The following is a 26,021-nucleotide window of genomic DNA, read 5'->3' on the forward strand; positions in this document are numbered from 1 at the left end:
CGAAAACCTCATGACATTAGTTGCCAGTCAGCATACACAAGCCGGTGAGGCACAGGGAAGCGGTAAGCCACACGAACGTGCGGCAGATCAGGAAAGGTTAAAACAGCGACGGCTGCTCCGGCAGCGGCTCGTCGGGCGCTTTATTGGCGCGCTGCAGGCGCAGGAAGCGTTGACGACACAGGCGCAGCACCTCGCGCTTTTGCGCGTCGCTCATGTTCATCCAGCCAAAACGCTCCTCGCGGCTGCGCAGGCAGCCACGGCAGAATCCGCGATCGTCGGCCTGGCAAATGCCGCGACACGGGCTGGGAATGTCGAAAAACTCAAGCTGCTGCGCCACGGGGCTCCTCCTGCGTTCTCTTGCTAATTGAAGACGCCATCGCCGCCGCTGGCAAGTCCCTTTTCGCCATTGCGGCGAAAATAGTCGCGCAAATAGCGCAGCGCCTGGCGACTTTTCTCCGGCACGTTGCGCTCGAGCGTCAGCGCGTGCAGCCGCAGCGGCGCCGGCCGCCACTCAGGCAACAGCAGCAACAGCTCGCCGCGCTGAAGCTCGTCGCCAATTTCATACAGCGGCTGAACGGAAATGCCCAGCCCGGCGCGGGTAAAGGCGCGCATCACGTTCATGCTCTCGCTGACGATCTGCCCTTCCGCCAGCCGCAGCTTAACCTGCTGGCCGGACTGGTGCAGCAAGTCCAGATGGGCCCCGCTGTAGCCGCTGGAGATCCAGCGGTGCTGCACCAAATCCTGCGGCTTTTCCGGCACCCCATGCTGGCTGAGATAACGCGGCGCGGCGCACAGCACCATCGGCCACGCCGTCAGCGGATGCGCGATCATATTGGCGTCCGCCAGTTGACGGTTGGCCCGCAGCGCGATGTCGACCCGCTGCTCTATCATATCGACGATGCGATCGTCCGCCAGCACCCGCAGCGTCAGCTTGGGGTGCGCCTGCAACAGCGGCGCCAGCGCCTCCGCAAGCGATCGGCCGCCGATGCCGACCGGGGTGGCGATGCGCAGCTCGCCCACCAGCGTATCCCGCAATTCCGCCAGCCGCTGCTCCGCCTGCTGCGCCTGTTGCAGCATCGCCTCGCAGCCGGGGTAGAACGCCGCCCCGGCCTCGGTCAGCGCCAGACGGCGGGTGGAGCGATGTAGCAACGGCACCCCAAGCGCCTTCTCCAGCGAGCGCATGTGCTGGCTGACCGCCGACGGCGTCATGCCCAGCCGCCGCGCCGCGCCGGCCAGCGATCCCTCCGCCACCACGGTGGCGAATACCGCCATTCGATTGAGTTTATCCACGATTATGAAGTTTTACTTAATCAAGAAAGCATGAATATGGCACTAATCACGGCTATTGTTAAGGACTAGAGTAAACACCACGCAGCAGGCACATCGGCCTGCGTCACGATACTGAACCTATCCCCGAAGGAGCATGCAGATGAAAGTAGCCATTATTGGAGCAACCGGTTTTGTTGGCCGCCGCGTGGTGGATGAAGCGCTGGCTCGCGGTATTCAGGTGACGGCAATCGCCCGCCAGAAAAAAGATTTGCCGGAGCACGCCAACCTGACCGTCGCGCTGGGCGACGTTGCCGATACCGCCTGGCTGGCGGGGCAATTGCGCGGTCAGGATGCGGCGATCAGCGCCTACAACCCCGGCTGGGGCGAAGACAACCTGTATGAAAAAACCCTCCGCGGCGCCCAACAGATCCTCACCGCGGTCGAACAGGCCGGCGTCAAGCGCCTGCTGGTGGTCGGCGGCGCCGGCAGCCTGGAAGTGGCGCCCGGCGTTGAACTGGTGGATACGCCGCAGTTCCCGGAAAATATCCGCCCCGGCGCGCAGGCGGTGCGCGATCTGCGCAACAAACTGCGCAATGAATCGGCGCTCGACTGGACCTATCTCTCGCCGGCCGCCCTGCTGGAGCCGGGCAAACGCACCGGCCAGTTCCGCCTCGGCACCACGCAACTGCTGATGAACGGCGAAGCGCCGGCCAGCATTTCGGTAGAAGACCTGGCGGTCGCTATCGTTGACGAAATTGAAAAGCCTCAGTTTATTCGCGCGCAATTCACCGCCGCCTACTAAACCGCCCCACCGCCAGGCCGCCCGGCCTGGCGTTTTCCGCGCAGGCTCCGCCGCCAATATTCTGAGTTTCTAAGGTTTCCTTAAGTTTCATCCGGTAGATTTCAAAGCATTATCTACTTTCAGGATCCCGATTCGGCAATGTGGTTACGTCAACGCTTACGGTGCAACAGCCTCGGTTTTACCCTCGCCACCGCCCTGTTCTTCACTCTGTTTCAAAACGCGTTATTCCTGCATCGCGCCTGGTCGTATATCACCTTCGATAGCGTCCACAGCGTGATTTTCGCTGCCAGCATGCCGGTGGTGATCTTCTGTGCGCTGAATATCATCTTCAGCGTGTTGACCGTGCCCTACCTGCGCAAGCCGCTGATCATCTTTTTCTTGCTCGGCAGCGCCGCAGCCAACTATTTCATGTTCAGCTATGGTGTGGTGATCGACGGCAACATGATGCAAAACGCCTTCGAAACCAACCCTCAGGAGGCGACGGCGCTGCTGACGCCGCGCATGGGATTGTGGCTGGCGCTGCTCGGCATTCTGCCGGCGGTAGCGGTCTGCTTCACCCAGATTCGCCAGACTCGCCCCTGGTGGTACATGGTTGGACTGCGCGCCGCCAACGTCATGCTGTCGCTGGCGGTGATCCTGATCGTCGCCGCGCTGTTCTACAAAGACTATGCTTCGCTGATCCGCAACAATAAAAGCGTGGTGAAGATGTTGACCCCTTCCAACTTCGTCGCCGGCACCATCAAGTTTACCGAACAGCGTTACTTCACCCGCAATCTGCCGCTGGTCAAGATCGGCGAGGACGCGCGCAAAGGGCCGCTGATCGCCGGGCAGGCCAAGAAAACGCTGGTGATCCTGGTGGTGGGCGAAACCGCCCGCGCCGAAAACTTCTCCCTCGGCGGCTATCAACGCGAAACCAACCCGCGCCTGAAGCAGGACAACGTGGTCTACTTCAAGAACGCCAGTTCCTGCGGCACCGAAACGGCGATCTCCGTGCCCTGCATGTTCTCCAACATGCCGCGCAAGGAGTACGACGCGACTCAGGCGGCGCACCAGGAGGGGATGCTCGACGTGCTGGCGCATGCCGGCGTCAGCGTGCTGTGGCGCGATAACGACGGCGGCTGCAAAGGCGCCTGCGACCGGGTGCCGCACATCGACATGACCAAGCTGAAACTGCCGCAGGACTGCGACGGCGAGGTTTGCATGGACAACGCGCTGCTGTACAAGCTGAACGACTATATCAATGGCCTGAAAGACGACGGCGTGATCGTGCTGCACCAGATGGGCAGCCACGGCCCGGCTTACTACCGCCGCAGCACGCCAGAATTCCAGACATTTTCGCCGACCTGCAACAGCAATCAGATCCAGGATTGCAGCCATGAACAGCTGGTGAACACCTATGACAACTCCATCCTGTATACCGACGCGATGCTCGATGCCACCATCAAGCTGCTGCGGCAGTATGACGACCGGTTCAATACCGCGCTGGTCTATTTGTCCGATCACGGCGAATCGCTGGGGGAAAACGGCATGTATCTGCACGGCACGCCCTATGTCTTCGCGCCGAGCCAGCAGACGCACGTGCCTTTCCTGATGTGGATGTCGGCCGACTATCAGCGCAATTTCGGCATCGATCGCCAGTGCCTGAACGCGCTGGCGGAAAAGGGCGACGTGTCGCAGGACAACCTGTTCCACACCCTATTGGGCATGCTGAACGTACAGACCCGCGAATATCAATCCCGGCTGGATATCCTGCAGCGTTGCCGCAACGCGGCGTAAGGGCTTAACTTCCGCGTGCCGCTGGGGCACAATAGTTTGCAGACAACCGGCGTTTTGTGCGCCGGTTTTTTTATTCCCATTGACCTAGACCAATCGGTCTATTATGCTCGGCACCATGATGACCAAATCAACGCATTGCAACGTGGACACACGTGAACATCTGCTCGCCACCGGCGAAACCCTCAGCCTGCGCCTGGGCTTTACCGGCATGGGGCTGAGCGAACTGCTGGCCACTGCGGGCGTGCCGAAAGGCTCGTTCTACCACTATTTTCGCTCGAAGGAAGCCTTCGGCGAAGCGATGCTGCAACGCTATTTCGCCCATTATGACGCACAAATGCAGGCGCTGTTTGCCGACAGGCGCGGCGATGCCCGCCACCAGCTGCTCGGCTATTACGCTCAGGCCATCAGCTACCACTGCCGCAGCGAATGCCACAACGCCTGCCTGGCGGTGAAGCTTTCCGCCGAGGTGAGCGATCTGTCGGAACCGATGCGTCATGCGCTGGAAACGGGCACCGCTCGCGTGATCGGCCACCTGCAGGAGGCCATCGAGCGCGGTATCGCCGAGGGCTCGCTGTCGGTGGCCATGAGCCCCGCGGCGACCGCAGAAACGCTGTATTCACTGTGGCTCGGTGCCTCGCTGCGCGCCAAGATCCGCCACTCGCTGGCGCCGTTAACCAGCGCGCTGGAAAGCATCGAGTTGCTGCTGCGCCCGCCGCAAGCGTAACGGTAACAATTTCTTTTTATTGAAAATGCAGTTCGTGGTTTTTTATCGCCCACTACTAGACGACCGGTCTATTAAATACAGGATGCACTATGAAGACTGAAAAATTGCTCTCTCCGCTGAAGGTTGGCGCCATCACCCTGCCCAACCGCGTGTTTATGGCTCCGCTGACGCGTTTGCGCAGCATCGAGCCGGGCGACATTCCTACGCCGCTGATGGCGGAATATTATGCACAGCGCGCCAGCGCCGGCCTGATCGTGACCGAAGCGACCCAGGTTTCCTTCCAGGCGAAAGGCTACGCCGGCGCGCCGGGGTTACATACGCCGGAGCAGATCGCCGCATGGAAAAACATCACGCAGGCAGTGCATGACAACAACGGCCATATTGCCGTGCAGCTGTGGCACGTAGGCCGCATCTCCCACGCCAGCCTGCAGCCGGGCGGGCAAGCACCGGTCGCCCCTTCGGCAATCAACGCCGAAACCCGCACCACCGTGCGTGATGAAACCGGCGCCTGGGTGCGCGTGCCGACCTCCACGCCGCGTGCGCTCGAAACCAGCGAGATCCCGGGCATCGTCAACGATTTCCGCCAGGCGACCGCCAACGCGCGGGAAGCCGGCTTCGACTTCATCGAACTGCATGCGGCGCACGGCTATTTGCTGCATCAATTCATGTCACCGGCCTCCAACCAACGTACCGATCAATACGGCGGCAGCATCGAGAATCGCACTCGCCTGACGCTGGAAGTGGTCGACGCCACCATCGCCGAATGGGGTTCCGAGCACATCGGCATCCGCATCTCGCCGCTGGGGCCGTTCAACGGGCTGGACAACGGTGAAGATCAGGAAGAAGCGGCGCTGTATCTGGTGGAAGAGCTGAATAAGCGCAACATCGCTTACCTGCACATCTCCGAACCGGACTGGGCCGGCGGCAAACCGTACTCCGACGCCTTCCGCGACTCGGTGCGCGCCCACTTTAACGGGGTGACCGTCGGCGCCGGCGCCTACACCGCCGAGAAAGCCGAAGCGTTGATCGAAAAAGGCTTCATCGACGCGGTGGCCTTCGGCCGCAGCTACATCGCCAACCCGGATCTGGTAGAGCGTTTCCGTCAGCACGCTCCGCTGAACGAACCTAAGCCGGAAACCTTCTACGGCGGCGGCGCCGAAGGCTATACCGACTACCCGTTTCTGGCGAAGTAACCCTTCCTGACCCCAACGGCCACGCAATCGCATGGCCGTTTTTTTGTGCGCCGCGCGCAAAAAGGCCCGCACGAGGCGGGCCGGTGTTCCCTGGTGTTGTTCTCTATTGCCGTTCAATTTTTACACGATTGCCGCTGGAATAGATAATTGATTGTGCAGATCAATTACTCTGTATCGATCGGTACGCTCGATCAATATTTAGACACCGTTGACGGAAAACCAATACGTGACATCGTCACTCACTCGTCACGTTGAATTCCCTTGCGGGACAAGGCTATACTCGCTTGTGCTTCAATCCACCCGCCGTCTGCCACGGCACAGCCAATTCAGAGGAATTATGCGCTTACTCCATACCATGATCCGCGTCGGTGATCTGCAACGCGCCATCGACTTCTACACCAAGGTATTAGGCATGCGCCTGCTGCGCACCAGCGAAAACCCCGAGTACAAGTACTCCCTGGCTTTCGTCGGCTATACGGAAGAGAGCGAAGGCGCAGTTATCGAACTGACCTATAACTGGGGCACCGACAGCTACGACATGGGCACCGCCTTCGGCCACCTGGCGCTGGGCGTGGACGACGTTGCCGCCACCTGCGACAGCATCCGCCGCGCAGGCGGCAAGGTCACCCGCGAAGCCGGCCCGGTGAAAGGCGGCACCACGGTCATCGCCTTCGTCGAGGATCCGGACGGTTACAAAATCGAGCTGATCGAAAACAAACACGCCGGTCAGGGCCTCGGCCACTAAGCCTCCCCTTCAGGGCGCGCTGCGCCCTGCTGATTCTCCGCGCGATAGCGCCTGCAACCGGGCGCAAAATTTGCCATAATGCGCGCTGCATTCGATGAAGATAAGAAACTGATGGCCGAAAAAAGTGATCTTAACGCCCTGAGTGGTCGTTTTCGTGGGTTTTATCCCGTAGTAATAGATGTTGAAACCGCCGGCTTTAACGCCAATACCGATGCGCTGCTGGAGATCGCCGCCGTCACGCTGAAAATGGATGAGGACGGCTGGCTGCAGCGGGACGAGACCCTGCACTTCCACGTGGAGCCTTTCGAGGGCGCCAACCTGCAGCCGGAAGCGCTGGCGTTTAACGGCATCGATCCGCACAACCCGCTGCGCGGCGCGGTCAGCGAATATGACGCGCTGCACGCCATTTTCAAAGCGGTGCGCAAAGGGCTCAAGGATCGCGGTTGCAACCGGGCCATTATCGTGGCGCACAACGCCAACTTCGATCATAGCTTCCTGATGGCCGCGGCCGAACGCGCCGGCCTGAAGCGCAACCCGTTCCATCCGTTCGCTACCTTCGACACCGCCGCGCTGAGCGGCCTGGTACTGGGCCAAACGGTGTTGGCGAAGGCCTGTATCGCGGCCGGAATGCCGTTCGACAGCAGCCAGGCGCACTCTGCGCTGTACGACACCGAGCAAACCGCCCTGCTGTTTTGCGAGCTGGTTAACCGCTGGAAACGTCTCGGCGGTTGGCCGCTGCCCGCCGGCGATCTCGCCGAATAAGCCCAACGAAAAAGGCGGCCCAGTTTGCACTGGCGCCGCCCGTTACGCGATAACCGCAAGCCCGTCGATTAAGACTGCTGGTCTTCCTGCGCTTTATACTTTTCTGCCGTTTCTTTGATCAGCTGCTGCAGTTCGCCGCGCTGATACATTTCGATAATGATATCGCAACCGCCGACCAGCTCACCGTCTACCCACAGCTGCGGGAACGTCGGCCAGTTGGCGTATTTTGGCAGCTCGGCGCGGATGTCCGGGTTCTGCAGAATGTCCACGTAAGCGAAACGCTCGCCGCAGGCTGACAGCGCTTGCACAGCCTGTGCGGAGAAGCCGCAGCTCGGCAGCTTTGGCGAACCTTTCATGTACAGCAGAATCGGGTTTTCAGCGATCTGGTGCTGAATTTTTTCAAGTATCGTCGTCATTTATTGCTTCCTCAAGCCACATTTCATGGCTACAACATGCATCACGCGGGCTATTGTAGCGGCTGGAACAGTCGCAAGAAAACGCCATCTTTTGCAAGGATATTCGCCCGCCGCCGATCGCGTTTCACCGGCCACGTCATTCCGGTCAAAACATACGTTGAGAATAACATTTTTAATCCGACCATTTCACTAATATATTGCGCGGCGCTGACGGCGCGGATTAATTATATCCATAGCCCCCTGCCGGCGCTTTTTCATACACCAATGGGCTGATTTTGAACCAAAAAAAATGTCATTAACGTTTTCTCACAATATGGATTATTATTTATGAGTTCTTCGCTGTTTTATATGGCGAAATTCGGGAATACTGTAACTCTTTCGATATCCGTTTCGGGGCCAAGGTTGGTGACGTCGACATGCGTTTAATTCTTACGCTCTTTGCGCTGCTGTTTACGCAGCTCTTCTTCAATTTGGCGCACGCTGCGCCACAGGCGCGTGTTGCCGCCGAGCAGCGTAAAAGCCATGCTAATGAAGCGCGGCCCGATGACCGCAGAAAAAAGAAAGCGGACAAAACCGCTAAAAAAGCCAAAGTGACGGCCCCCGCGAAAAAAACCAAGACCGCCAAGGCGAAAAGCGAGAAAAGCGCGAAAAAGATCGCCAGCGCCAAACCCAAGGCCAAAGCGCAGAAAACCGCCAAGATTAAAGTCACCCCGCCGAAAAAGGGCTACAAAAAAGGCTACGGCCGCCACCGCGAAGCCGGTATGGCCACCGCCAAGCTGGCGCGTGATGAAAAACCGTTGAAACTCAGCCCGGCGCACAAAAAACGCTATCAGCATGCCAAGCAGACCGCGATGGCCAAGCTGATGGGCCAGATGGGCAAACCTTACCGCTGGGGCGGCAGCTCGCCGCGCACCGGTTTCGACTGCAGCGGCCTTATCTATTACGCCTATAAAGACGTGGTAAAAATCAAGATGCCGCGCACCGCCAACGAGATGTACCACCTGCGCGACGCGGCGCCGATCAAGAAAAGCGAACTGGAAAGTGGCGATCTGGTGTTCTTCCGCATCAACAACCGCGGCGTGGCGGATCATGTCGGCGTTTATCTCGGCAACGGCAAATTCATCCAGTCGCCGCGCACCGGCGAAGAGATCCGTATCAGCCAGCTCGACAACGACTATTGGCAAAACCACTACATCGGCGCGCGCCGCGTAGTAACGCCGAAAACCATTCGTTAATTCCCTGCTCTGCGCGGTTGCGGCACCGGTCGCAACCGCCTGCTCAAGCTATCGCCCCTCACACCGCCTCACGCGCATTTCTCGCTTTTCTTCCTGTTTTTTATGATGAAAATTGTTAAGATTAAAAGACCACAATAAAAAACGGCCCATTCGGCTCCCGCTCCGGCGGAAAAAGAGTGGCGCTGTAAAGGAGGAAGCAATGTCGTTTGAATTACCTGCATTACCGTATGAGAAAAACGCGCTCGAGCCGCACATCTCCGCCGAGACCCTGGAATACCACTACGGCAAACACCACAACACCTACGTGGTTAACCTGAACAACCTGGTGAAAGGCAGCGAGTTCGAGGGCAAATCGCTCGAAGAGATCATCAAGACCTCAAACGGCGGCGTCTTCAACAACGCCGCGCAGGTGTGGAACCACACCTTCTACTGGCACTGCCTGTCCCCACAGGGCGGCGGTGAACCGCAGGGCGAACTGGCGGCGGCGATCGTCAAATCCTTCGGCTCTTTCGCTGCGTTCAAAGAGCAGTTTACCGATGCCGCAGTGAAAAACTTCGGCGCCGGTTGGACCTGGCTGGTGAAAAAACCGGACGGCGCGCTGGCGATCGTCAACACCTCCAACGCGGCCACCCCGCTGACCGGTGAAGACAAACCGCTGCTGACCGTTGACGTGTGGGAACACGCGTATTACATCGATTACCGCAATGCGCGTCCAAAATACCTGGAAAACTTCTGGGCGTTGGTCAACTGGACCTTCGCAGCGGAAAACCTGGCGTAAGCGCAGGTTCTGAGGTGATGAGGCGCAGCCAGGCTGCGCCTTTTTTATAACCGGGGGTAAATCAGTTCAACGCGGCAACGAAGCTGAAAGCGATAATGACCGCCAACGCGCAGACGGTAGTGAACAGCGACATCTTCAATTCGGTATCCATGACAACTCCTTTAAAATGGGCTTTCCTAAGGATAAAAGGCGTACAATTAGTACGTCAAATCATTTTCCCACAGTTCGCCGATAAAATCTTGTTATCATTTCCCGGTTTATAATCTCGATTACCTCTTCCACTTTTGTTCAATATGCGACAAAATTCGCAGTTCACAACTGCGTACCGGCATCCATGCCCCTCCTGATTAAGCGCTGAAGACTTCAACACACTAAAAACTCAGTTTTCGCTTCTCTGGAGAAGGATCTACGTAGGCAAACGATTAACATCACACTTACATGCTGTAAACATGTGAGTTCAGGAGTCATTCCTTACATGGCAACGATTAAAGATGTGGCCAAACGCGCGGGCGTTTCCACCACCACCGTTTCGCACGTCATCAATAAGACTCGTTTCGTCGCCGAAGAGACCAAAGCGGCCGTGTGGGCCGCCATCAAAGAGCTGCACTACTCGCCGAGCGCCGTGGCGCGCAGCCTGAAAGTCAATCACACCAAGTCGATCGGCCTGCTGGCCACCTCGAGCGAAGCGCCCTACTTTGCCGAAGTGATCGAGGCGGTGGAAAACAGCTGCTACAGCAAAGGCTACACCCTGATCCTGTGCAACTCGCACAACAATCTGGACAAGCAGCGCGCCTACCTGGCGATGCTGGCGCAAAAGCGCGTCGACGGCCTGTTGGTCATGTGCTCAGAATACCCGGATCAGTTGCTGGGCATGCTGGAAGATTACCGCAACATCCCGATGGTGGTAATGGACTGGGGCGCCGCGCGCGGCGACTTCACCGACACCATCATCGATAACGCGTTCGAAGGCGGCTATCTGGCCGGCCGTTACCTGATCGAGCGCGGCCACCGCGATATCGGCGCCATTCCGGGCCAGCTGTCGCGCAACACCGGCGGCGGCCGTCACCAGGGCTTTATGAAGGCGCTGCAGGAAGCGCATATCGACATTCGCGAAGAGTGGATCGTCCAGGGTGACTTCGAGCCGGAGTCCGGCTACAAGGCGATGCACCAAATCCTGTCGCAAAAACAGCGGCCGACCGCGGTATTCTGCGGCGGCGACATCATGGCGATGGGCGCCATCTGCGCGGCCGACGAGCTGGGGCTGCGGGTGCCGCAGGATATTTCCGTGATCGGCTACGACAACGTGCGCAACGCCCGCTACTTCACCCCGGCGCTGACCACCATTCACCAGCCGAAAGAGCGTCTGGGCGAAATGGCCTTCACCATGCTGCTGGATCGCATTATCAGCAAACGCGAAGAGTCGCAGGTGATCGAAGTGCATCCGAAGCTGATCGAACGCCGCTCGGTCGCCGACGGCCCATTCATCGACTACCGCCGCTAATCCCCCGCGCCGGAAGCCTGCGCGGCTTCCGGTTCCACCTCGCTCAGCCACTCCTGATTCAGCGTCTCCCCATCGCCCAGATACGCCAGCAGCCAGCTCATCGCCGGTGACGGTTTATCCTGCTGCCAGGTCAGGCAGCAAGGGCTGGCGGGAAACGGCTGCTGCAGCTGCAACGCCGTCAGCTCACCGCGCTGCACCCGCGGCAGCGCCCGATGCGCCGGCATCATGCCGACGCACAGCCCGGCGCACAAACAGTCGAGCGCCGAAGTCCAGTCCGGCACCACCAGCCGCCGCTGGTTATCCAGCGTCCAGGTGACGCGCTTGGGCAGATTGCGCGAGGTGTCCTCCAGGCAAAGCGAAGGGTACGGCCGCAGCTGATCGTCATTCAGCGGCCCCGTCAACTGCGCGAGAGGATGTTGCGGGCTCACCACGCACAGCCAGTTCATATAACCCATGTCGCGGAAGGCGAAGCCGCCGCCGACCGGCACCGCGCGCGTGGCGCCGATCGCCATGTCCGCCCTGCCGTCCACCAAGGCATCCCACACGCCGTTGAACACTTCGGGTTGCAGCATCAATTCGACGTCGGGGAAATGACGGTAGAAATCCAGCACCAGTTGGCGGCTGCGCTGCGGTTTGACGATGATGTCGACCGCGATATTCAGCTGGCCGCGCCACCCGTTGGCCACCTGCTGACAGTGGCGGCGGGTGTCGCGCATTTTTTTGATAACAACTCGCGCATCTTTGATAAACAGCGCACCGGCGGGCGTCAACTCCACATCGCGATGACGCCGCTCGAACAAGGGCACCGCCAGCCATTGCTCCAGCTGCCGTACGGTATAGCTGACCGCCGACGGCACCCGGTGCAGCTCCTGCGCCGCCGCGCTGAAACTGCCGGTGCGCGCCACCGCATCGACCACTTCAAGAGAATATTCAGACCACATCGCCTTGCCTTCAATTTTTTTAACAGCACTTTGCAAATATTACCGTTTCACAAGCAGAGATCCAGCCGGATACACTGGCCGGCGCTAAAAACCTGCGACATTAAAATATTAACGAGAAATACCATGCGAAATTCCTTTGGCTTTATGTTCTACCTCGCCGGCCTGAGCATGCTGGGTTATCTGGCGACCGATATGTACCTGCCCGCCTTCGGCGCCATGCGGGAGGAACTGCAAATTTCCGCCGGCGCGGTGAGCGCCAGCCTGAGCATCTTCCTGGCCGGCTTCGCCTTCGCGCAGCTGCTGTGGGGGCCGCTCTCCGACCGTCTGGGCCGCAAACCGGTATTATTGATCGGGCTGACGCTGTTCGCCCTCGGCTGCCTGGGCATGCTGTGGGTGGAAAACGCCGTGCAGCTCTGGATCCTGCGCTTTATTCAGGCCGTCGGCGTCTGCGCCGCCGCCGCCATCTGGCAAGCGCTGGTGGTTGACCGTTACCGCGAAGGCCAGGCCAACCGCGTGTTCGCCACCATTATGCCGCTGGTAGCGCTGTCGCCGGCGCTGGCGCCGCTGCTCGGCGCCTGGTTGCTGAACCACGCCAGCTGGCGCGCGATCTTCGCCGCACTGTTGGCCATCACCGCGCTGCTGCTGCTGCCGACGCTGCTGCTCAAAGAGCGCGCCAAAACGCAGCCCAGCGCCGATGCGCCAAAAAACGGCGTCAGCTTTTGGCAACTGTTGAGATCCCCGGTGTTCAGCGGCAACGTCGCCATGTACGCCGCCTGCTCGGCCGGCTTCTTCGCCTGGCTGACCGGCTCGCCGTTCATCCTCGGTGATATGGGCTACAGCCCGAACGATATCGGCCTGAGCTATGTGCCGCAAACGCTGGCCTTCCTGCTGGGTGGCTACGGCTGCCGCGCCGCGCTCAAGCGCATCAATGGCAAAACCCTGCTGCCGTGGCTGCTGGTAGCTTATGGTGTCAGCATGGTGGCGCTGTATCTGGTGGCGACCCTGACCGATCCGACGCTCACTACGCTGCTGATCCCATTCTGCGTGATGGCGCTGGTCAACGGCGCCGGCTACCCGATCATGGTGGCGAATGCGCTGATGCCGTTCCCGGAAAGCAGCGGCAAGGCCGCCGCGCTGCAAAATACGCTGCAGTTGGGGCTGTGCTTTGTGGCGAGCATGCTGGTGTCGGCATTTATTGCCCAGCCGCTGTTGGCGACGGTGACGGTGATGGTGTCTACGGTAATCCTGGCCGCGCTGGGGTATTTCCTGCAGCGGGGAAAAGCGGCCGATGCGCAGCAAAAGCCGCAGCGGGAACATGCTAACTCAGCGTCATAATTGCCAAGTTTAATAATCACTTAAAGAATATGCGTGCCGAGTGCGATTTACAGTTGAGTCAACGCCTCGGCACGCCTATACTCAAAAACAACCTTGTAAAGTAACACCTTATAATCTCTATATCTCAATTAGCGCTTGTGTACGCGCTTTGCGTCACACTCTTTTTTTAAGGAAGCGTTTATCCCGCGCCGTTCGCGCCGGGTCGCTTCTTTAAATTTCCTCTGTTCATAGTCGGATATCAGACGCCGCGGGCCTATTTTCCGCCGGTAAACGTATGCACCCGCAGAAATTGTCTAAGCTGTTTCCTAACGGGTCATCAGTCAGAAGAAGGTGATGGAGAAGCTATGAGTTCATCGTGTATAGAAGATCTGAGCATCCAGGACAATCAGTGGTACCGTATCGCGCACGAAATGCTCGGCCTGGCCGGCATTGAAATCAACGGTTCGCGCCCCTTCGATATTCAGGTTAAAAACCCCGATTTCTTTAAACGCGTCTTGCAGCAAGGTTCGCTGGGCCTGGGCGAAAGCTATATGGACGGCTGGTGGGAATGCGAGCGGCTGGATATGTTCTTCCAGCGCGTGGTCAGCGCCGGGCTGGAGAAGAAACTCCCCCACCACCTGAAAGATACCCTGCGTATCGCCGCCGCGCGCCTGACCAATCTGCAATCGAAAAAGCGCGCCTGGATCGTCGGCAAAGAACATTACGATCTCGGCAACGATCTGTTTACCCTGATGCTCGATCCTTACATGCAATATTCCTGCGGCTACTGGAAAGACGCCACCACGCTGGAGGAGGCACAGGAAGCCAAGCTGCGGATGATCTGCGAGAAACTGCAGCTGCAACCGGGCATGCGCTTGCTGGACATCGGCTGCGGCTGGGGCGGCCTCTCCGCCTATGCGGCAAAAAATTACGGCGTATCGGTGGTCGGCGTGACCATCTCCGCAGAACAGCAGAAGCTGGCTCAGGCGCGCTGCGCCGGGTTGGATGTGCAGATCCTGCTGCAGGATTACCGCGATCTGCATCAGCAGTTCGATCGCATCGTGTCCGTCGGCATGTTCGAGCACGTCGGGCCGAAAAACTACCGCACCTATTTCAATGTGGTAGAACGCAATCTGGCGCCGCACGGTCTGTTCCTGCTGCACACCATCGGCTCCAACAAAACCGACATGAACGTCGATCCGTGGATCAACAAGTACATTTTCCCGAACGGCTGCCTGCCTTCAGTGAGCCATATCGCCGAAGCCAGCGAGGGCCATTTCGTGATGGAAGACTGGCACAACATCGGCGCCGACTACGACCGCACGCTGATGGCCTGGTTCGAGCGCTTCAAACAGGCGTGGCCGCAGCTTGCCCCGCGCTATTCCGAACGCTTCGAGCGGATGTTCAGCTATTACCTGAACGCCTGCGCCGGCGCGTTCCGGGCGCGCGATCTGCAGCTGTGGCAGGTGGTGTTCAGCCCGAAAGGCGTTGAAGGCGGCATCCGCGTCGCCCGCTAAGCGTTTGCCCGACAAAAAAGGCCCCGGCAGCAATATCGCCGGGGCCTTTTTTTGCTCGTTCGACGCGTACGGCTTAGCCGCAGTAGACGCGGATGATTTTATCGTCGCTGTCGCCAAGGAAGTTCAGGCGGCGCAGGTTGAAATCCATGGTGACGGCAGAGTTGTACGGAATGGCGCGCACCTTGGCGTCGATCCGCACGCCTTCCAGCGAGGTCATCGGTTTGCCGACGAAGTTTTGATACTGCGAAGCGCCGCAGGTATCATCCGCATCGGCCATTTGCGCGCCCGCGCCCTGCTCAGGCGAACTGCTGCAGGCGCTCAGCGCCAGCAACGCGGTTAACAACAACGTTTTCCCATAAAACTTCACGCGTTTCTCCTCTCTGCTTATGATTCGATTCCGGCGGCAACGCCCGAATCGCTGTCAGTCTTTGTGCGCCGGCGCCATCGCCGCCGCCAGCGCCGCTTCCCGATTGGCCAGCACGCGCTCGACGGTGTCCACCACCGCCTGCGTTTGCGGATCGATCTCGATGTTCACCTTGTCACCCAGGCGTTTCTTACCCAGCGTGGTGCGATCCAGCGTTTCCGGGATCAGGTGCACGCAGAAACGGTTATTCACCACTTCGCCGATGGTCAGGCTAATGCCGTCGATGCCGATGAAGCCTTTGTGCAGCACATATTTCATCAATTCGGCATTCGGCATGCGCAGCCATACCTGCCGGTTATTTTCCGAGGTATAAATCTTGGCCACTTCCGCCGTGCAGATAATATGGCCGGACATCAAATGGCCGCCAATTTCGTCATTGAACTTCGCCGCGCGCTCGATATTGACGATGTCGCCCAACGCCAGATCGCCGAGGTTGGTCAGGCGCAGCGTTTCCTTAATCAAATCGAAGCTGACGCGGTTGCCTTCCACCGCGGTGACGGTCAGGCAGCAGCCGTTATGGGCCACCGACGCGCCCAGCTCCAGCCCCGGCAGCAGCTCGGCAGGCATTTCGATCACGTGGGTGCGGAAATTGGGTTTCTCATCAATGGCGACCAGCGGCGCGGTGCCTTGTACGATACCGGTGAACATATGTGCCTCTTCTTGCTAAATAGGTTAAAACGCTATCGGCAGTTTGCCCCAGTTGGCGCTGAAAACCAAATCCGCGACGGCAAAAAACGAATGGCTGCGCATTTAATAACTATTTATCTGCGGCGTTTGCTTAACGACGCCGAGCAGGTACAATCTTTTTGACAAAATTCCGCTATTTTAATTGTTGTCCTCTCGCGGCAGCCCTCCCTCCCACATATATAAATAGAAAAGGTGTATGCGTGCAGAAGTACTTAATTGAAGCGCGTAGTTTATTGGCTCTCGCTATCCCGGTCATCATCGCGCAAATATCGCAAACCGCCATGGGCGTGGTGGATACCATCATGGCCGGCGCTTACAGCGCCACCGACATGGCGGCGGTTGCGGTCGGCACTTCAATCTGGCTGCCGGCCATCCTGTTCGGCCACGGCCTGCTGCTGGCACTGACCCCGGTTATCGCCCAGCTCAACGGCGCCGGGCGTCGCGATCGCATCGCTCACCAGGTGCGCCAGGGTTTTTGGCTGGCTTCCGGCGTGTCCGTGCTGCTGATCGTCGTGCTGTATAACTGCAAGTTCGTCATCGACATGATGCACAACATCGATCCGCAGCTGGCGGATAAAGCCGTCGGTTATCTGCACGCCATCATGTGGGGGGCGCCGGGTTACCTGTTCTTTCAGGTGATGCGCAACCAGTGCGAGGGGCTGTCCAAAACCAAGCCCGGCATGGTGATCGGCTTCCTCGGCCTGCTGGTGAATATCCCGATCAACTACATCTTCATCTACGGCAAATTCGGCATGCCGGAGCTGGGCGGCGTCGGCTGCGGCGTCGCCACCGGCAGCGTCTACTGGATCATGTTCCTGATGATGCGCGGCTACGTGAAGCGCGCGCCGTCGCAGCGCGACATCAAACGCCAAACCGGCGATCTCGGCGGCCCGGACTGGGCGGCGCTGAAGCGCCTGATCGGCATCGGCATGCCGGTAGCGCTGGCGCTGTTCTTCGAAGTCACGCTGTTCGCCGTGGTGGCGCTGCTGGTGTCGCCACTGGGGATCGTCGCGGTCGCCGGCCACCAGATCGCGCTTAACTTCAGCGCGCTGATGTTCGTACTGCCGCTGTCGCTGGGCGTCGGCGCCACCATCCGCGTCGGTTATCGTCTGGGGGAAGGCTCGGTCGAAGGCGCGCGCGTCGCCGCCTACTCCGCCATCGGCGTCGGCATCACCATGGCCGTCTGCACCGCGCTGTTTACCGCCGCCTTCCGCGAACCGATCGCCCTACTGTACAACGACAGCCCAGCGGTGGTGGCGATGGCCTCGCAGCTGATGCTGCTGGCCGCGCTGTACCAGATCTCGGATTCTGTCCAGGTGATCGGCAGCGGCGTGTTGCGTGGTTATAAAGATACCCGCGCGATCTTCTTCATCACCTTCATTGCTTATTGGGTGTTGGGCCTGCCGAGCGGCTATCTGCTGGCGTTAACCGACGCGGTGGTGCCGGCGATGGGGCCGAGCGGTTTCTGGATTGGCTTTATCATCGGCCTGACCTTCGCCGCCATCATGATGGCGCTGCGCATGCGCTGGCTGCAGAAACAGCCGACCACCGTCATCCTGCAGCGATCCACGCGCTGAATCCGCTCCCGGCCGGTTTCATCCCCGGCCGGGCTGCGGTTTGCGGAAAAAAACGCCGGACTGCGCACAACCTCAGCAATCGCGTGAAATACCAAATAAAATTGCGCTTTTCCCCTTGCCAGCACGCGGGTAGCTCGTTAATATTCGTCCCCGCTGTCAGCCATGACAGACAGGAAAAGATGCGTCCGTAGCTCAGTTGGTTAGAGCACCACCTTGACATGGTGGGGGTCGGTGGTTCGAGTCCACTCGGACGCACCAAATTCCTGAAGCAGTACAGTGCGTCCGTAGCTCAGTTGGTTAGAGCACCACCTTGACATGGTGGGGGTCGGTGGTTCGAGTCCACTCGGACGCACCAAATTTCAGAAGCAGCGCAGTGCGTCCGTAGCTCAGTTGGTTAGAGCACCACCTTGACATGGTGGGGGTCGGTGGTTCGAGTCCACTCGGACGCACCATATTGCTGATTCACCTCCCCCTGTCGCGTTATACTTCCCGTTATTTCGTCTCTGCCCGACCGCCTGCTCGTTATGTCGATCGCGCCGTGCTACCGTCATCAGGAACGCCACATGACCATTTTTACCGCCAAAACCGCCTTTTTGCCGCTCGACAATGGCCTTGCCCGCCGTGAAGGCGTGATGAGCGACGGTTCGCCGGCGGCGGAAATGCGTTTCGAGACCGGCGCCTTCGGCCAGTTGCAAAAGCCCCCGCACGCGCTGCAAACCCGAGTGATATCCGGTGAATTCGAGTTCACTCTCGGCGGCGATACGCGAGTGGTACGGGCCGGCGAGAGCCTGATATTGCCGGCCAACGTCGCCAGCGGCTGCTTCTGCCTGAGCGCCGGCGTGCTGCTGGAAATCCCCCTAACGCGGTAAGCCATATTTACAGAAAGGTTATTTGCGCAACAAGCGGCCCACAACGCGTTGCATTTGCGCCACATTTGGCCCCGTTTTGCTATATCCGCCGCACCGCCGCGGTTTTTTATTTTGTTTCCCGCCGCTTAGCCTTTATAATGCGCAACGTCTATCAGTTGAATGGTTTCAGCCCTTGATCTGCGAAAACGCAATAACAACACGATGTGATCTTACCCCGTTGCGCAGCATCCCCGCGCCCCCGCGCGGGCTGAATTTTTCCGCCCCACTTCAACTGTCGTCACCTATCCTTAACTATGTTTTTCACCACCAGGCACGGCCCAAATTCCCTACCGGCGTAAACCGCGCCGGTCAAATTCGTTTTTTTATCCATCACAACTTGTAGAAAACTCCGCCATGAAAAAGACCAAAATTGTTTGTACCATCGGTCCAAAAACCGAATCGGAAGAAATGCTGACCAACCTGCTCAATGCGGGCATGAACGTGATGCGTCTCAACTTCTCTCACGGCGACTATGAAGAGCACGGCAACCGCATCAAGAACATGCGCGCCGTGATGGCGAAAACCGGCATCAACGCCGGCATCCTGCTGGATACCAAAGGCCCGGAAATTCGCACCATGAAACTGGAAGGCGGCAAAGACGCCTCGCTGGTCGCCGGCCAAACCTTCACTTTCACCACCGACCAGAGCGTGATCGGCAACAGCGAACGCGTGGCGGTCACCTACGCCGGCTTCGCCGCCGACCTGAAGATCGGCAATACCGTGCTGGTTGACGACGGCCTGATCGGCATGGAAGTCACCAACGTGACCGAGAACGAAGTCGTTTGTAAAGTGCTGAACAACGGCGACCTGGGCGAGAACAAGGGCGTCAACCTGCCGGGCGTATCCATCCAGCTGCCTGCGCTGGCCGAAAAAGACAAACGCGACCTGATCTTCGGCTGCGAGCAAGGCGTCGACTTCGTGGCGGCGTCCTTCATCCGCAAACGCTCCGACGTGCTGGAGATCCGCGAACACCTGAAAGCCCACGGCGGCGAGCAAATCCAGATCATCTCCAAGATCGAAAACCAGGAAGGCCTGAACAACTTCGACGAGATCCTCGAAGCGTCCGACGGCATCATGGTTGCCCGTGGCGACTTGGGCGTGGAGATCCCGGTCGAAGAAGTGATCTTCGCCCAGAAGATGATGATCGAGAAATGCAACCGCGCGCGTAAAGTGGTGATCACCGCCACCCAGATGCTCGATTCCATGATCAAGAACCCGCGCCCTACCCGCGCGGAAGCCGGCGACGTTGCCAACGCCATCCTGGACGGCACCGATGCCGTCATGCTGTCCGGCGAGAGCGCCAAGGGCAAATACCCGCTGGAAGCGGTCAACATCATGGCGACCATCTGCGAGCGTACCGATCGCGTGATGCCAAGCCGCATCGACGCCCTGAACGATCGCCGCAAGCTGCGCATCACCGAAGCGGTGTGCCGCGGTGCGGTTGAAACCGCCGAGAAACTGGACGCGCCGCTGATCGTGGTCGCCACCAGCGGCGGCAAGTCGGCGAAATCCGTGCGTAAATACTTCCCGAACGCGGTGATCCTGGCGCTGACCACCAATGAAACCACCGCGCACCAGCTGGTGCTGAGCAAGGGCGTCATCCCGCAGATGGTCAAGGAAATCGCCTCTACCGACGACTTCTACCGCATCGGTAAAGAAGCCGCCCTGGCCAGCGGCCTGGCACAGAAAGGCGACGTCGTGGTGATGGTTTCCGGCGCGCTGGTGCCGAGCGGCACCACCAACACTGCCTCGGTACACGTGCTGTAATATAAAACGTGACATAATTGCCTTGATCAAAACGCCGCTTTGCGGCGTTTTTTTTATCGGCAGTAAACTATTTTTCTCAAAACGCAACCGCGATCCGCTCATTATTTAGCTAATAAAGAATCGGAGTAGTCCCATGGAAGCCGGCTGTTTTCCCTCGTTTTTTTAACTAATTTGTAAAACCAGATGCAAGTTTGAGCGAACGATCAAAATAAAGCACCTCAACACTAAAAAATTATTCTCTTTCGAAAAAAGTTTGTGTAATACTTGTAACGCTACATGGAGATTAACTCAATCTAGAGGGTGTTATAATGAATCGTACTAAACTGGTACTGGGCGCGGTAATCCTGGGTTCCACTCTGCTGGCTGGCTGCTCTAGCAACGCTAAAATCGATCAACTGTCTTCTGACGTTCAGACTCTGAACGCTAAAGTTGATCAGCTGAGCAACGACGTGAACGCAATGCGTTCTGACGTTCAAGCTGCTAAAGACGACGCAGCACGCGCTAACCAGCGTCTGGACAACCAAGCTCACGCTTACAAAAAGTAAGATAGCTTTGGTTATTGAAAACGGCGCACATTGTGCGCCGTTTTTTTTGCCTGTCCCTTGGACTGGTTTTTCCTGCACCGCAGGCAAAAAAAGAGGCTCAGCACGCTGAACCCCTCTTCGACCACACAATCCTGCAAACTTAGTTCACGGAACTGATTGGCGCTGCCTTGAATGGGCTCTTATTCGCCTCAGGCGTCGCTGCAGGCGTCAAACTCACCGCCGACGGGCTCTCCCCTACGTTGACCAGCACCGGCATGCCAGAACGGCGTACAACCGCGCTATCGAACACGGCGCGATCGGTCTGAGCATCCGCAGCGAAGGCTTTCTCCGCTTTAGACAACGCAATCGGCATGGTCTGCGGATCGTCGCTTTCTACCCGCGACAGCGGCTGATGCACTTCCACATAGCGTTTGCCGTCCGGCTCAACCGAAATCTTCACCGGATCGTTGATCACCTGCACCCGCGTACCGCGCGGCACCTGATTGAACAGCGCTTCGATATCCGTCGGACGCAGACGAATGCAGCCGGAGCTGACGCGCATGCCGATACCGAAGTTGGCGTTGGTGCCGTGGATCAGGTATTCACCGCGCCCCATCGCCAGACGCAGGGCGAACAACCCCATCGGGTTCTCAGGGCCGGCCGGCACCACCGCTGGCAGCGTCACGCCCTGGGACTGATAGCGTTTGCGGATATTGGCGGTTGGCGTCCAGGTCGGGTTAGGGATCTTCTGGCTGACGGAGGTCACCTCCAGCGGCGTGTGCATCCCGGTCTGGCCGATACCGATCGGATAGACGATCACTTTGTTCTCGCCTTTCGGGTAGTAGTAAAGACGCAGCTCGGCCAGGTTGACGATGATCCCTTCACGCTTGGTGTCAGGCAGCAGCATTTGGGTCGGAATGGTCAGCACCGTACCCGGCTTGGGCAGGAACGGGTCAGTGCCGGGGTTGGCTTCCAGCATGCCCAGCAGGCCGATCTTGTAGTCGGCGGCGATCGCCTCCAGCGGACGGCCGTCGTTTGGCACGGTATAAGTGGTGTTTTCACCGATCAGACGGCTGTCCGGCGGCGGCAGCGGGTACTCGGTCGCACTGGCGGCCTGAGTGCCGGCCAATACGGTGGCGAAGACCATGCCCATTAAACTCAACGCACGTTTCATTATCATCCCTATATTTTTTTATGACGGTTCGCCCCCAAGGCTAACGAGCGCCTGGCGGTGGGTAAATCAGACAATACCTGATTAATACTAGCAACGCTGGTATCAAAGGCAATAAGTCCTCTAAAAATCAACACGTTATAACGTAATCGCCGCCGCTGATTGTCAACGAAACGTCAATAGGTAAGCTGCTGAAATATCACTGAATTGGGAGCATTGCCCAGGGGAAAACTGCGGATTGTAAAGACTCATTGACAAAGCGAAGGTATCAATGAGCCTTGAGGATACGGGCGTTATGGGTCAGGCCAGCTGCGCCGCTTTGCTGCGAATGGCGCGGATCATCGCCTCCAACCCCTGTGAACGCGAAGGCGTCAGATGTTGGCTGAGCGCCAACTCGCTGAAAAACGGCCGCACATCGAGATCGACGATCTGCTGTGGCGTCAATTGACGATAAAGAATAAACACCACCGCCAGCAGCCCTTTGACGATCGCCGCGTCGCTGTCGCCGTGAAACTCGACCTGCCCCTGCTCATCACGGCGCATCACGATCCATACCTGGCTCTGACAGCCGGAGATCAGGTTGCCGGCCTGCCGCTCGGCCTCGTCCAGCGGCGGCAATTTGGCGCCGAGTTCAATCACGTACAGGTATTTCTCCTCCCAGTTCAAACAGCGGGAGAAATTACGCACCAATTTATCTTTGTCCGGCAAATTCGCCATGGGGATCCTTTTGTACCGCCGGGGACGCGCCCCGGCCTAGCCTAATAGCTGATGAATGCGTTGCAGCCCGGCCACCAGCCGGTCCACCTCTTCGCGGGTATTATATAACGCCAGCGAAGCGCGGCACATGCTCGGCACCTGATAAAACGCCATCAGCGGCATTGCGCAGTGATGGCCGGTGCGAATGGCGATGCCGTACTGGTCGAGGAAGCTGCCGACATCATAGGCATGGTGCTCCCCCAGGTTGAAGGCGATCACCCCGGCGCGATGGGCCGGACCATAAACTTTCAGCGTCGGCACCTGCCTGAGCGCCTCCAGCGCATAGTGCATCAGCGACTGTTCATAATCGTGGATCGCATTCAGGCCCAGGGCTTCGACGTAATCGAACGCCGCCCCCAGCCCCATGATGCCGGCGGTGTTCGGCGAACCGGCCTCAAAGCGCCACGGCGGATCGGCGAAGGTGGTGCCCGCCGTCAGGCTGACCTGGCGGATCATCGAGCCGCCCCCTTCCCACGGCGGCATCTGCTGCAACAACGCCTGGCGGCCGTACAGCATGCCGATGCCGGAAGGGCCGTACAGCTTATGGCCGGAAAATACGTAAAAATCGCAGTCCAGCGCCTGCACATCGACGCGCTGGTGCATTACCGCCTGCGCGCCGTCCACCAGCACCGTCAGCTCCGGCGCCAGGGCTCTGGCGCGGGCGATGATGTCGCGTACCGGGTTGACGGTGCCCAGCACGTTGGAGACCTCGGTCAGCGCCAGCAGTTTGCAGGACGAGTCGACCAGCTCCGGCAGCAGCGCCAGATCCAGCGTACCGTCCGGCTGCAGCGGCCACACCCGCAGCTGCAGCCCACGCTCCTGCGCCAGCATCTGCCACGGCACGATATTGGCGTGATGCTCCATCTCGGTGATGAGAATCGCATCGCCCGGTTGCAGCAGGTGGCTGCCAAAGCTGTTGGCCACCAAATTGATGCCTTCGGTGGTGCCCTTGACGAACACCATCTCTTCCGCCGAGGCGGCGTTGATAAAGCGTGCCGCCTGTTCCCGCACCGCTTCCATCTGCTGGGTCGCCTCGGCGCTCAGGGTGTGGATGCCGCGATGCACCGCCGCATAACCGTGGCGGTAGAACTCCAGCTCGCGGTCGATCACCGCCTGCGGTTTCTGCGCGCTGGCGGCGCTGTCGAGATAGGCCAACGGTTGGCCGTTCACCTCACGCGCCAGCAGCGGGAAATCGCCGCGCACGCGTTCAATCGGATAACTCATTCAGCCTCCCCCGGCAGGCGCTGGGCGATACGCGCCAGCACCCGTTCCCGGATGGTGTCATTGGCGATGCCTTCGGTGAGCTCGGCGGCGAAGGCGAAAATGATCATCTGCTGCGCCGCGTGTTTGTCGATGCCGCGCGACTGCAGATAGAACAACTGCTCTTCATCGATGCGCCCCACGGTGGCGCCGTGGCTGCATTTGACGTCGTCGGCGTAGATCTCCAGCTGCGGCTTGGTATCCACCTCCGCCACCTTGCCCAACAGCAGGTTATGGTTAGTCATCTGGCCGTCGGTTTTAATCGCGTGCTTGGCCACTTTGATCATGCCGTTGAACACCGCTTTGCCGCGATCGCTGACCACGGTTTTATGCAGTTGGCGGCTTTCGCAATAGCCCTTGTTGTGCTCCAGATAGGTGCGGGTATCGCAGATCTCTTTGCCCACCGGCAGCACCAGGCTGTTGATCACCAGATTTGCGCCTTCGCCGTTCAGCTGCGCGCTGGTGTTGTGGCGCGTCAGGCCGGCGCCCAGCAGGAAACTGTCGCTTTTCACCCGCGCGTCGCGGCCGATAACCAGATCGTTGTGGGCAAAGTGGTAGCTCGGCTGGCTCTCAAACGCCAGCTTGCAGTGCAACAGCCCGGCGTTGTCCGCCACGTTGGCGGTCAGGCGCGCGCCGGTGAAGTGCGCGGCCTCGCCCAGGCTGACGTAGTGTTCAATCACTTCCGCCTCGGCCCCGCGCCCGATCTCCAGATGGTGACGATGATGCACGGTGTTCACTTCCCCGGTGGCGCCGCGTCCGCTGCTGATATGCAGCAGGTACAGCGGGCGGGCCGGAGCCTTGCCGGCCGGCAAGCGAATCAGGCTGGTTTCCTGCGCCAGGCTTTCAGTCAGGTGCAGGAAAATTTCCGGCTGGATCGGCTCCGGCAGCGCCTGCGGCGTGCCGTAGGCGGTCAATTCGAACTGGTATTCGCACAAATCGCCATCGCTCAGCGCGGCGCTGTAGCGGCCGTCGATAAACACCAGCCGACAGGCATCGATGCCGAGCGCCAGCGCCTCAAGCTGCTCAGCGCTCACCGGCGCGGGCTGCGGATCGAGGAACTGCTGCTCCAGCAGGCTCTCCAGCGGCGTGTATTTCCAGTTTTCATGCTTGCGCGTTGGCCAGCCGAGGCGCAGCGCCTGCTGCCAGTGCGCCAGCGCATGCGGCGAACGCTCGCCGCCGCGGCCTTCGAACAGGCGATACAGCTGCTGCAGCGCGTTTGAATTACTGTTGGTCGGTAAGCCAGCCATAGCCCTGCTCCTCCAACTGTTTCACCAACGAGAAATCGCCGGATTTGACGATGCGCCCCTGGGACAGCACGTGTACGTAATCCGGCTGGATGTAGTCCAGAATGCGCTGATAGTGGGTGACGATGATAAACGCGCGCTTGCCGTCCCGCAGCGAGTTGACGCCGTTGGCGACGATCTTCAGCGCGTCGATATCCAGGCCCGAGTCGGTTTCATCGAGAATGCACAGATCCGGCTCCAGCGCCGCCATCTGCAGAATGTCGTTGCGCTTTTTCTCGCCGCCGGAGAAGCCGACGTTGACCGAACGGGTCAGCAGATCGGCCGGCATATCCAGCAGCGCGATTTTCTCTTCGATGAAATCGGCGAAGTCAAAGCGATCCAGCGGCTCCTGCTCGCGGTATTTGCGCACCGCGTTGACCGACGTCTGCAGGAAGAAGTGGTTGCTGACACCGGGGATCTCCACCGGGTACTGGAAGGCCAGGAACACGCCTTCGCCGGCGCGATCTTCCGGATCCAGCTCCAGCAGATCCTTGCCCTTGAAGGTGACTTCCCCTTCGGTCACTTCGTACTCTTCACGCCCGGCCAGCGTGGCGGACAGCGTGCTCTTGCCCGAGCCGTTCGGCCCCATGATGGCGTGCACTTCGCCCGGTTTGATCTCCAGATCCAATCCCTTGAGGATCTCGTTGCCTTCCACGCTGACTTTCAAATTCTTGATGCTTAACATGCTGTG

27 protein-coding genes and 3 tRNA genes are annotated in these 26,021 nt (G+C 59.2%); 18 read left to right on the forward strand and 12 right to left on the reverse strand.

Translation table 11 applies throughout. The features are described from left to right. Positions 1-97: 97 nt before the first annotated feature. A complete protein-coding gene (locus ACF8MC_RS04830; protein ID WP_015377731.1) occupies positions 98-337 on the reverse strand; it encodes a DUF1289 domain-containing protein in 240 nt (79 codons plus the stop codon). Between the two features lie 23 nt (positions 338-360). Beyond that, positions 361-1,290, reverse strand: a complete 930-nt coding sequence (locus ACF8MC_RS04835) for a LysR substrate-binding domain-containing protein (protein ID WP_187325707.1) — start codon at positions 1,288-1,290, stop codon at positions 361-363. A gap of 139 nt (positions 1,291-1,429) precedes the next feature. On the opposite strand from ACF8MC_RS04835, the gene ACF8MC_RS04840 reads away from it, so the two are divergent. The 6 genes from ACF8MC_RS04840 to rnt all read left to right on the forward strand — a co-directional run bounded on the left by ACF8MC_RS04840 (position 1,430) and on the right by rnt (position 7,271). After that, complete coding sequence (locus ACF8MC_RS04840) at positions 1,430-2,071, forward strand: NAD(P)-dependent oxidoreductase (protein ID WP_033648179.1); 642 nt, start codon at positions 1,430-1,432, stop codon at positions 2,069-2,071. A 138-nt stretch (positions 2,072-2,209) separates the two neighbouring features. Then, positions 2,210-3,847 carry a phosphoethanolamine transferase EptA gene (eptA, locus tag ACF8MC_RS04845; protein ID WP_060425713.1) on the forward strand — a complete coding sequence of 546 codons (1,638 nt, stop codon included), beginning with the start codon at positions 2,210-2,212 and terminating at the stop codon, positions 3,845-3,847. A 103-nt stretch (positions 3,848-3,950) separates the two neighbouring features. Beyond that, complete coding sequence (locus tag ACF8MC_RS04850) at positions 3,951-4,571, forward strand: TetR/AcrR family transcriptional regulator (RefSeq protein WP_033648177.1); 621 nt, start codon at positions 3,951-3,953, stop codon at positions 4,569-4,571. A gap of 89 nt (positions 4,572-4,660) precedes the next feature. Further along, entirely contained in the window at positions 4,661-5,764 is a 1,104-nt protein-coding gene (locus ACF8MC_RS04855; RefSeq protein ID WP_164105115.1) for an alkene reductase, read from the forward strand. Between the two features lie 337 nt (positions 5,765-6,101). Next, the gene (gene gloA, locus ACF8MC_RS04860; RefSeq protein WP_004931325.1) at positions 6,102-6,509 is read left to right on the forward strand and encodes a lactoylglutathione lyase; all 408 of its coding nucleotides are present in this window, start codon (positions 6,102-6,104) and stop codon (positions 6,507-6,509) included. Positions 6,510-6,587: 78 nt separating this feature from the next. Then, entirely contained in the window at positions 6,588-7,271 is a 684-nt protein-coding gene (gene rnt / locus ACF8MC_RS04865; protein ID WP_016927925.1) for a ribonuclease T, read from the forward strand. A gap of 68 nt (positions 7,272-7,339) precedes the next feature. On the opposite strand, the gene ACF8MC_RS04870 is transcribed toward rnt, so the two are convergent. After that, the gene (locus ACF8MC_RS04870; protein ID WP_164096234.1) at positions 7,340-7,687 is read right to left on the reverse strand and encodes a Grx4 family monothiol glutaredoxin; all 348 of its coding nucleotides are present in this window, start codon (positions 7,685-7,687) and stop codon (positions 7,340-7,342) included. 416 nt (positions 7,688-8,103) lie between these two features. Here ACF8MC_RS04870 and ACF8MC_RS04875 point away from each other — a divergent pair, with 416 nt between their 5' ends. Both ACF8MC_RS04875 and sodB read left to right on the forward strand, forming a co-directional pair. After that, positions 8,104-8,922: a C40 family peptidase gene (locus ACF8MC_RS04875; RefSeq protein ID WP_033638376.1), complete on the forward strand. Its 819-nt coding sequence runs from the start codon at positions 8,104-8,106 to the stop codon at positions 8,920-8,922. Positions 8,923-9,121: 199 nt separating this feature from the next. Further along, positions 9,122-9,700 carry a superoxide dismutase [Fe] gene (gene sodB / locus ACF8MC_RS04880; protein WP_004931333.1) on the forward strand — a complete coding sequence of 193 codons (579 nt, stop codon included), beginning with the start codon at positions 9,122-9,124 and terminating at the stop codon, positions 9,698-9,700. A gap of 61 nt (positions 9,701-9,761) precedes the next feature. On the opposite strand, the gene ACF8MC_RS04885 is transcribed toward sodB, so the two are convergent. Beyond that, positions 9,762-9,851, reverse strand: a complete 90-nt coding sequence (locus ACF8MC_RS04885) for a YnhF family membrane protein (protein ID WP_019455989.1) — start codon at positions 9,849-9,851, stop codon at positions 9,762-9,764. A 324-nt stretch (positions 9,852-10,175) separates the two neighbouring features. Between ACF8MC_RS04885 and purR the strand changes: the two genes are divergently transcribed. After that, complete coding sequence (purR, locus tag ACF8MC_RS04890; protein ID WP_033638375.1) at positions 10,176-11,201, forward strand: HTH-type transcriptional repressor PurR; 1,026 nt, start codon at positions 10,176-10,178, stop codon at positions 11,199-11,201. Here purR and punR read toward each other — a convergent pair. Beyond that, positions 11,198-12,142, reverse strand: a complete 945-nt coding sequence (gene punR, locus ACF8MC_RS04895) for a DNA-binding transcriptional activator PunR (RefSeq protein ID WP_164105114.1) — start codon at positions 12,140-12,142, stop codon at positions 11,198-11,200. The genes purR and punR overlap by 4 nt on opposite strands. A gap of 123 nt (positions 12,143-12,265) precedes the next feature. On the opposite strand from punR, the gene punC reads away from it, so the two are divergent. Then, positions 12,266-13,477: a purine nucleoside transporter PunC gene (punC, locus tag ACF8MC_RS04900; RefSeq protein ID WP_049213019.1), complete on the forward strand. Its 1,212-nt coding sequence runs from the start codon at positions 12,266-12,268 to the stop codon at positions 13,475-13,477. Between the two features lie 344 nt (positions 13,478-13,821). Then, complete coding sequence (cfa, locus tag ACF8MC_RS04905) at positions 13,822-14,973, forward strand: cyclopropane fatty acyl phospholipid synthase (protein WP_033638372.1); 1,152 nt, start codon at positions 13,822-13,824, stop codon at positions 14,971-14,973. A 73-nt stretch (positions 14,974-15,046) separates the two neighbouring features. Here cfa and ACF8MC_RS04910 read toward each other — a convergent pair whose 3' ends face one another. Then, positions 15,047-15,340: an I78 family peptidase inhibitor gene (locus ACF8MC_RS04910; protein WP_016927929.1), complete on the reverse strand. Its 294-nt coding sequence runs from the start codon at positions 15,338-15,340 to the stop codon at positions 15,047-15,049. 54 nt (positions 15,341-15,394) lie between these two features. Further along, positions 15,395-16,045 (reverse strand): riboflavin synthase, encoded by a 651-nt coding sequence (locus ACF8MC_RS04915; RefSeq protein ID WP_033638371.1) that lies wholly within the window; start codon positions 16,043-16,045, stop codon positions 15,395-15,397. A gap of 239 nt (positions 16,046-16,284) precedes the next feature. On the opposite strand from ACF8MC_RS04915, the gene ACF8MC_RS04920 reads away from it, so the two are divergent. From ACF8MC_RS04920 to ACF8MC_RS04950, 7 genes are all read left to right on the forward strand, one after another. Continuing rightward, a complete protein-coding gene (locus ACF8MC_RS04920) occupies positions 16,285-17,661 on the forward strand; it encodes an MATE family efflux transporter (protein WP_033638369.1) in 1,377 nt (458 codons plus the stop codon). A gap of 181 nt (positions 17,662-17,842) precedes the next feature. Next, a tRNA-Val gene (locus ACF8MC_RS04925) sits at positions 17,843-17,919 on the forward strand. Between the two features lie 20 nt (positions 17,920-17,939). Beyond that, positions 17,940-18,016: transfer RNA gene (locus ACF8MC_RS04930), tRNA-Val, on the forward strand. 20 nt (positions 18,017-18,036) lie between these two features. After that, positions 18,037-18,113, forward strand: a tRNA-Val gene (locus ACF8MC_RS04935). A 111-nt stretch (positions 18,114-18,224) separates the two neighbouring features. Further along, complete coding sequence (locus tag ACF8MC_RS04940; RefSeq protein WP_164105113.1) at positions 18,225-18,530, forward strand: cupin; 306 nt, start codon at positions 18,225-18,227, stop codon at positions 18,528-18,530. A 393-nt stretch (positions 18,531-18,923) separates the two neighbouring features. Continuing rightward, on the forward strand, positions 18,924-20,336 hold the full coding sequence (gene pykF / locus ACF8MC_RS04945; protein ID WP_033638367.1) for a pyruvate kinase PykF: 1,413 nt from the start codon (positions 18,924-18,926) through the stop codon (positions 20,334-20,336). 308 nt (positions 20,337-20,644) lie between these two features. Then, on the forward strand, positions 20,645-20,881 hold the full coding sequence (locus ACF8MC_RS04950) for a major outer membrane lipoprotein (RefSeq protein ID WP_004931354.1): 237 nt from the start codon (positions 20,645-20,647) through the stop codon (positions 20,879-20,881). A gap of 139 nt (positions 20,882-21,020) precedes the next feature. Here the strand turns inward: ACF8MC_RS04950 and ACF8MC_RS04955 are convergent, their stop codons facing one another. The 5 genes from ACF8MC_RS04955 to sufC form a co-directional block, all read right to left on the reverse strand. Then, complete coding sequence (locus tag ACF8MC_RS04955; RefSeq protein WP_033653930.1) at positions 21,021-22,034, reverse strand: L,D-transpeptidase family protein; 1,014 nt, start codon at positions 22,032-22,034, stop codon at positions 21,021-21,023. A 297-nt stretch (positions 22,035-22,331) separates the two neighbouring features. Then, a complete protein-coding gene (gene sufE / locus ACF8MC_RS04960; protein ID WP_033646295.1) occupies positions 22,332-22,748 on the reverse strand; it encodes a cysteine desulfuration protein SufE in 417 nt (138 codons plus the stop codon). A 36-nt stretch (positions 22,749-22,784) separates the two neighbouring features. After that, complete coding sequence (gene sufS, locus ACF8MC_RS04965; protein WP_164105112.1) at positions 22,785-24,011, reverse strand: cysteine desulfurase SufS; 1,227 nt, start codon at positions 24,009-24,011, stop codon at positions 22,785-22,787. Beyond that, positions 24,008-25,294, reverse strand: coding sequence for a Fe-S cluster assembly protein SufD (gene sufD, locus ACF8MC_RS04970; protein ID WP_164105111.1), 1,287 nt, complete (start codon positions 25,292-25,294; stop codon positions 24,008-24,010). The genes sufS and sufD overlap by 4 nt, the downstream gene beginning before the upstream one ends. Next, a complete protein-coding gene (sufC, locus tag ACF8MC_RS04975) occupies positions 25,269-26,015 on the reverse strand; it encodes a Fe-S cluster assembly ATPase SufC (protein WP_016927936.1) in 747 nt (248 codons plus the stop codon). The genes sufD and sufC overlap by 26 nt, the downstream gene beginning before the upstream one ends. Positions 26,016-26,021: the final 6 nt, after the last annotated feature.

Origin of the sequence: Serratia sp. LACPHL-BACT-2024-00286, assembly GCF_043109535.1 — a bacterium.
In the GTDB taxonomy this organism is placed as follows: domain Bacteria; phylum Pseudomonadota; class Gammaproteobacteria; order Enterobacterales; family Enterobacteriaceae; genus Serratia; species Serratia sarumanii.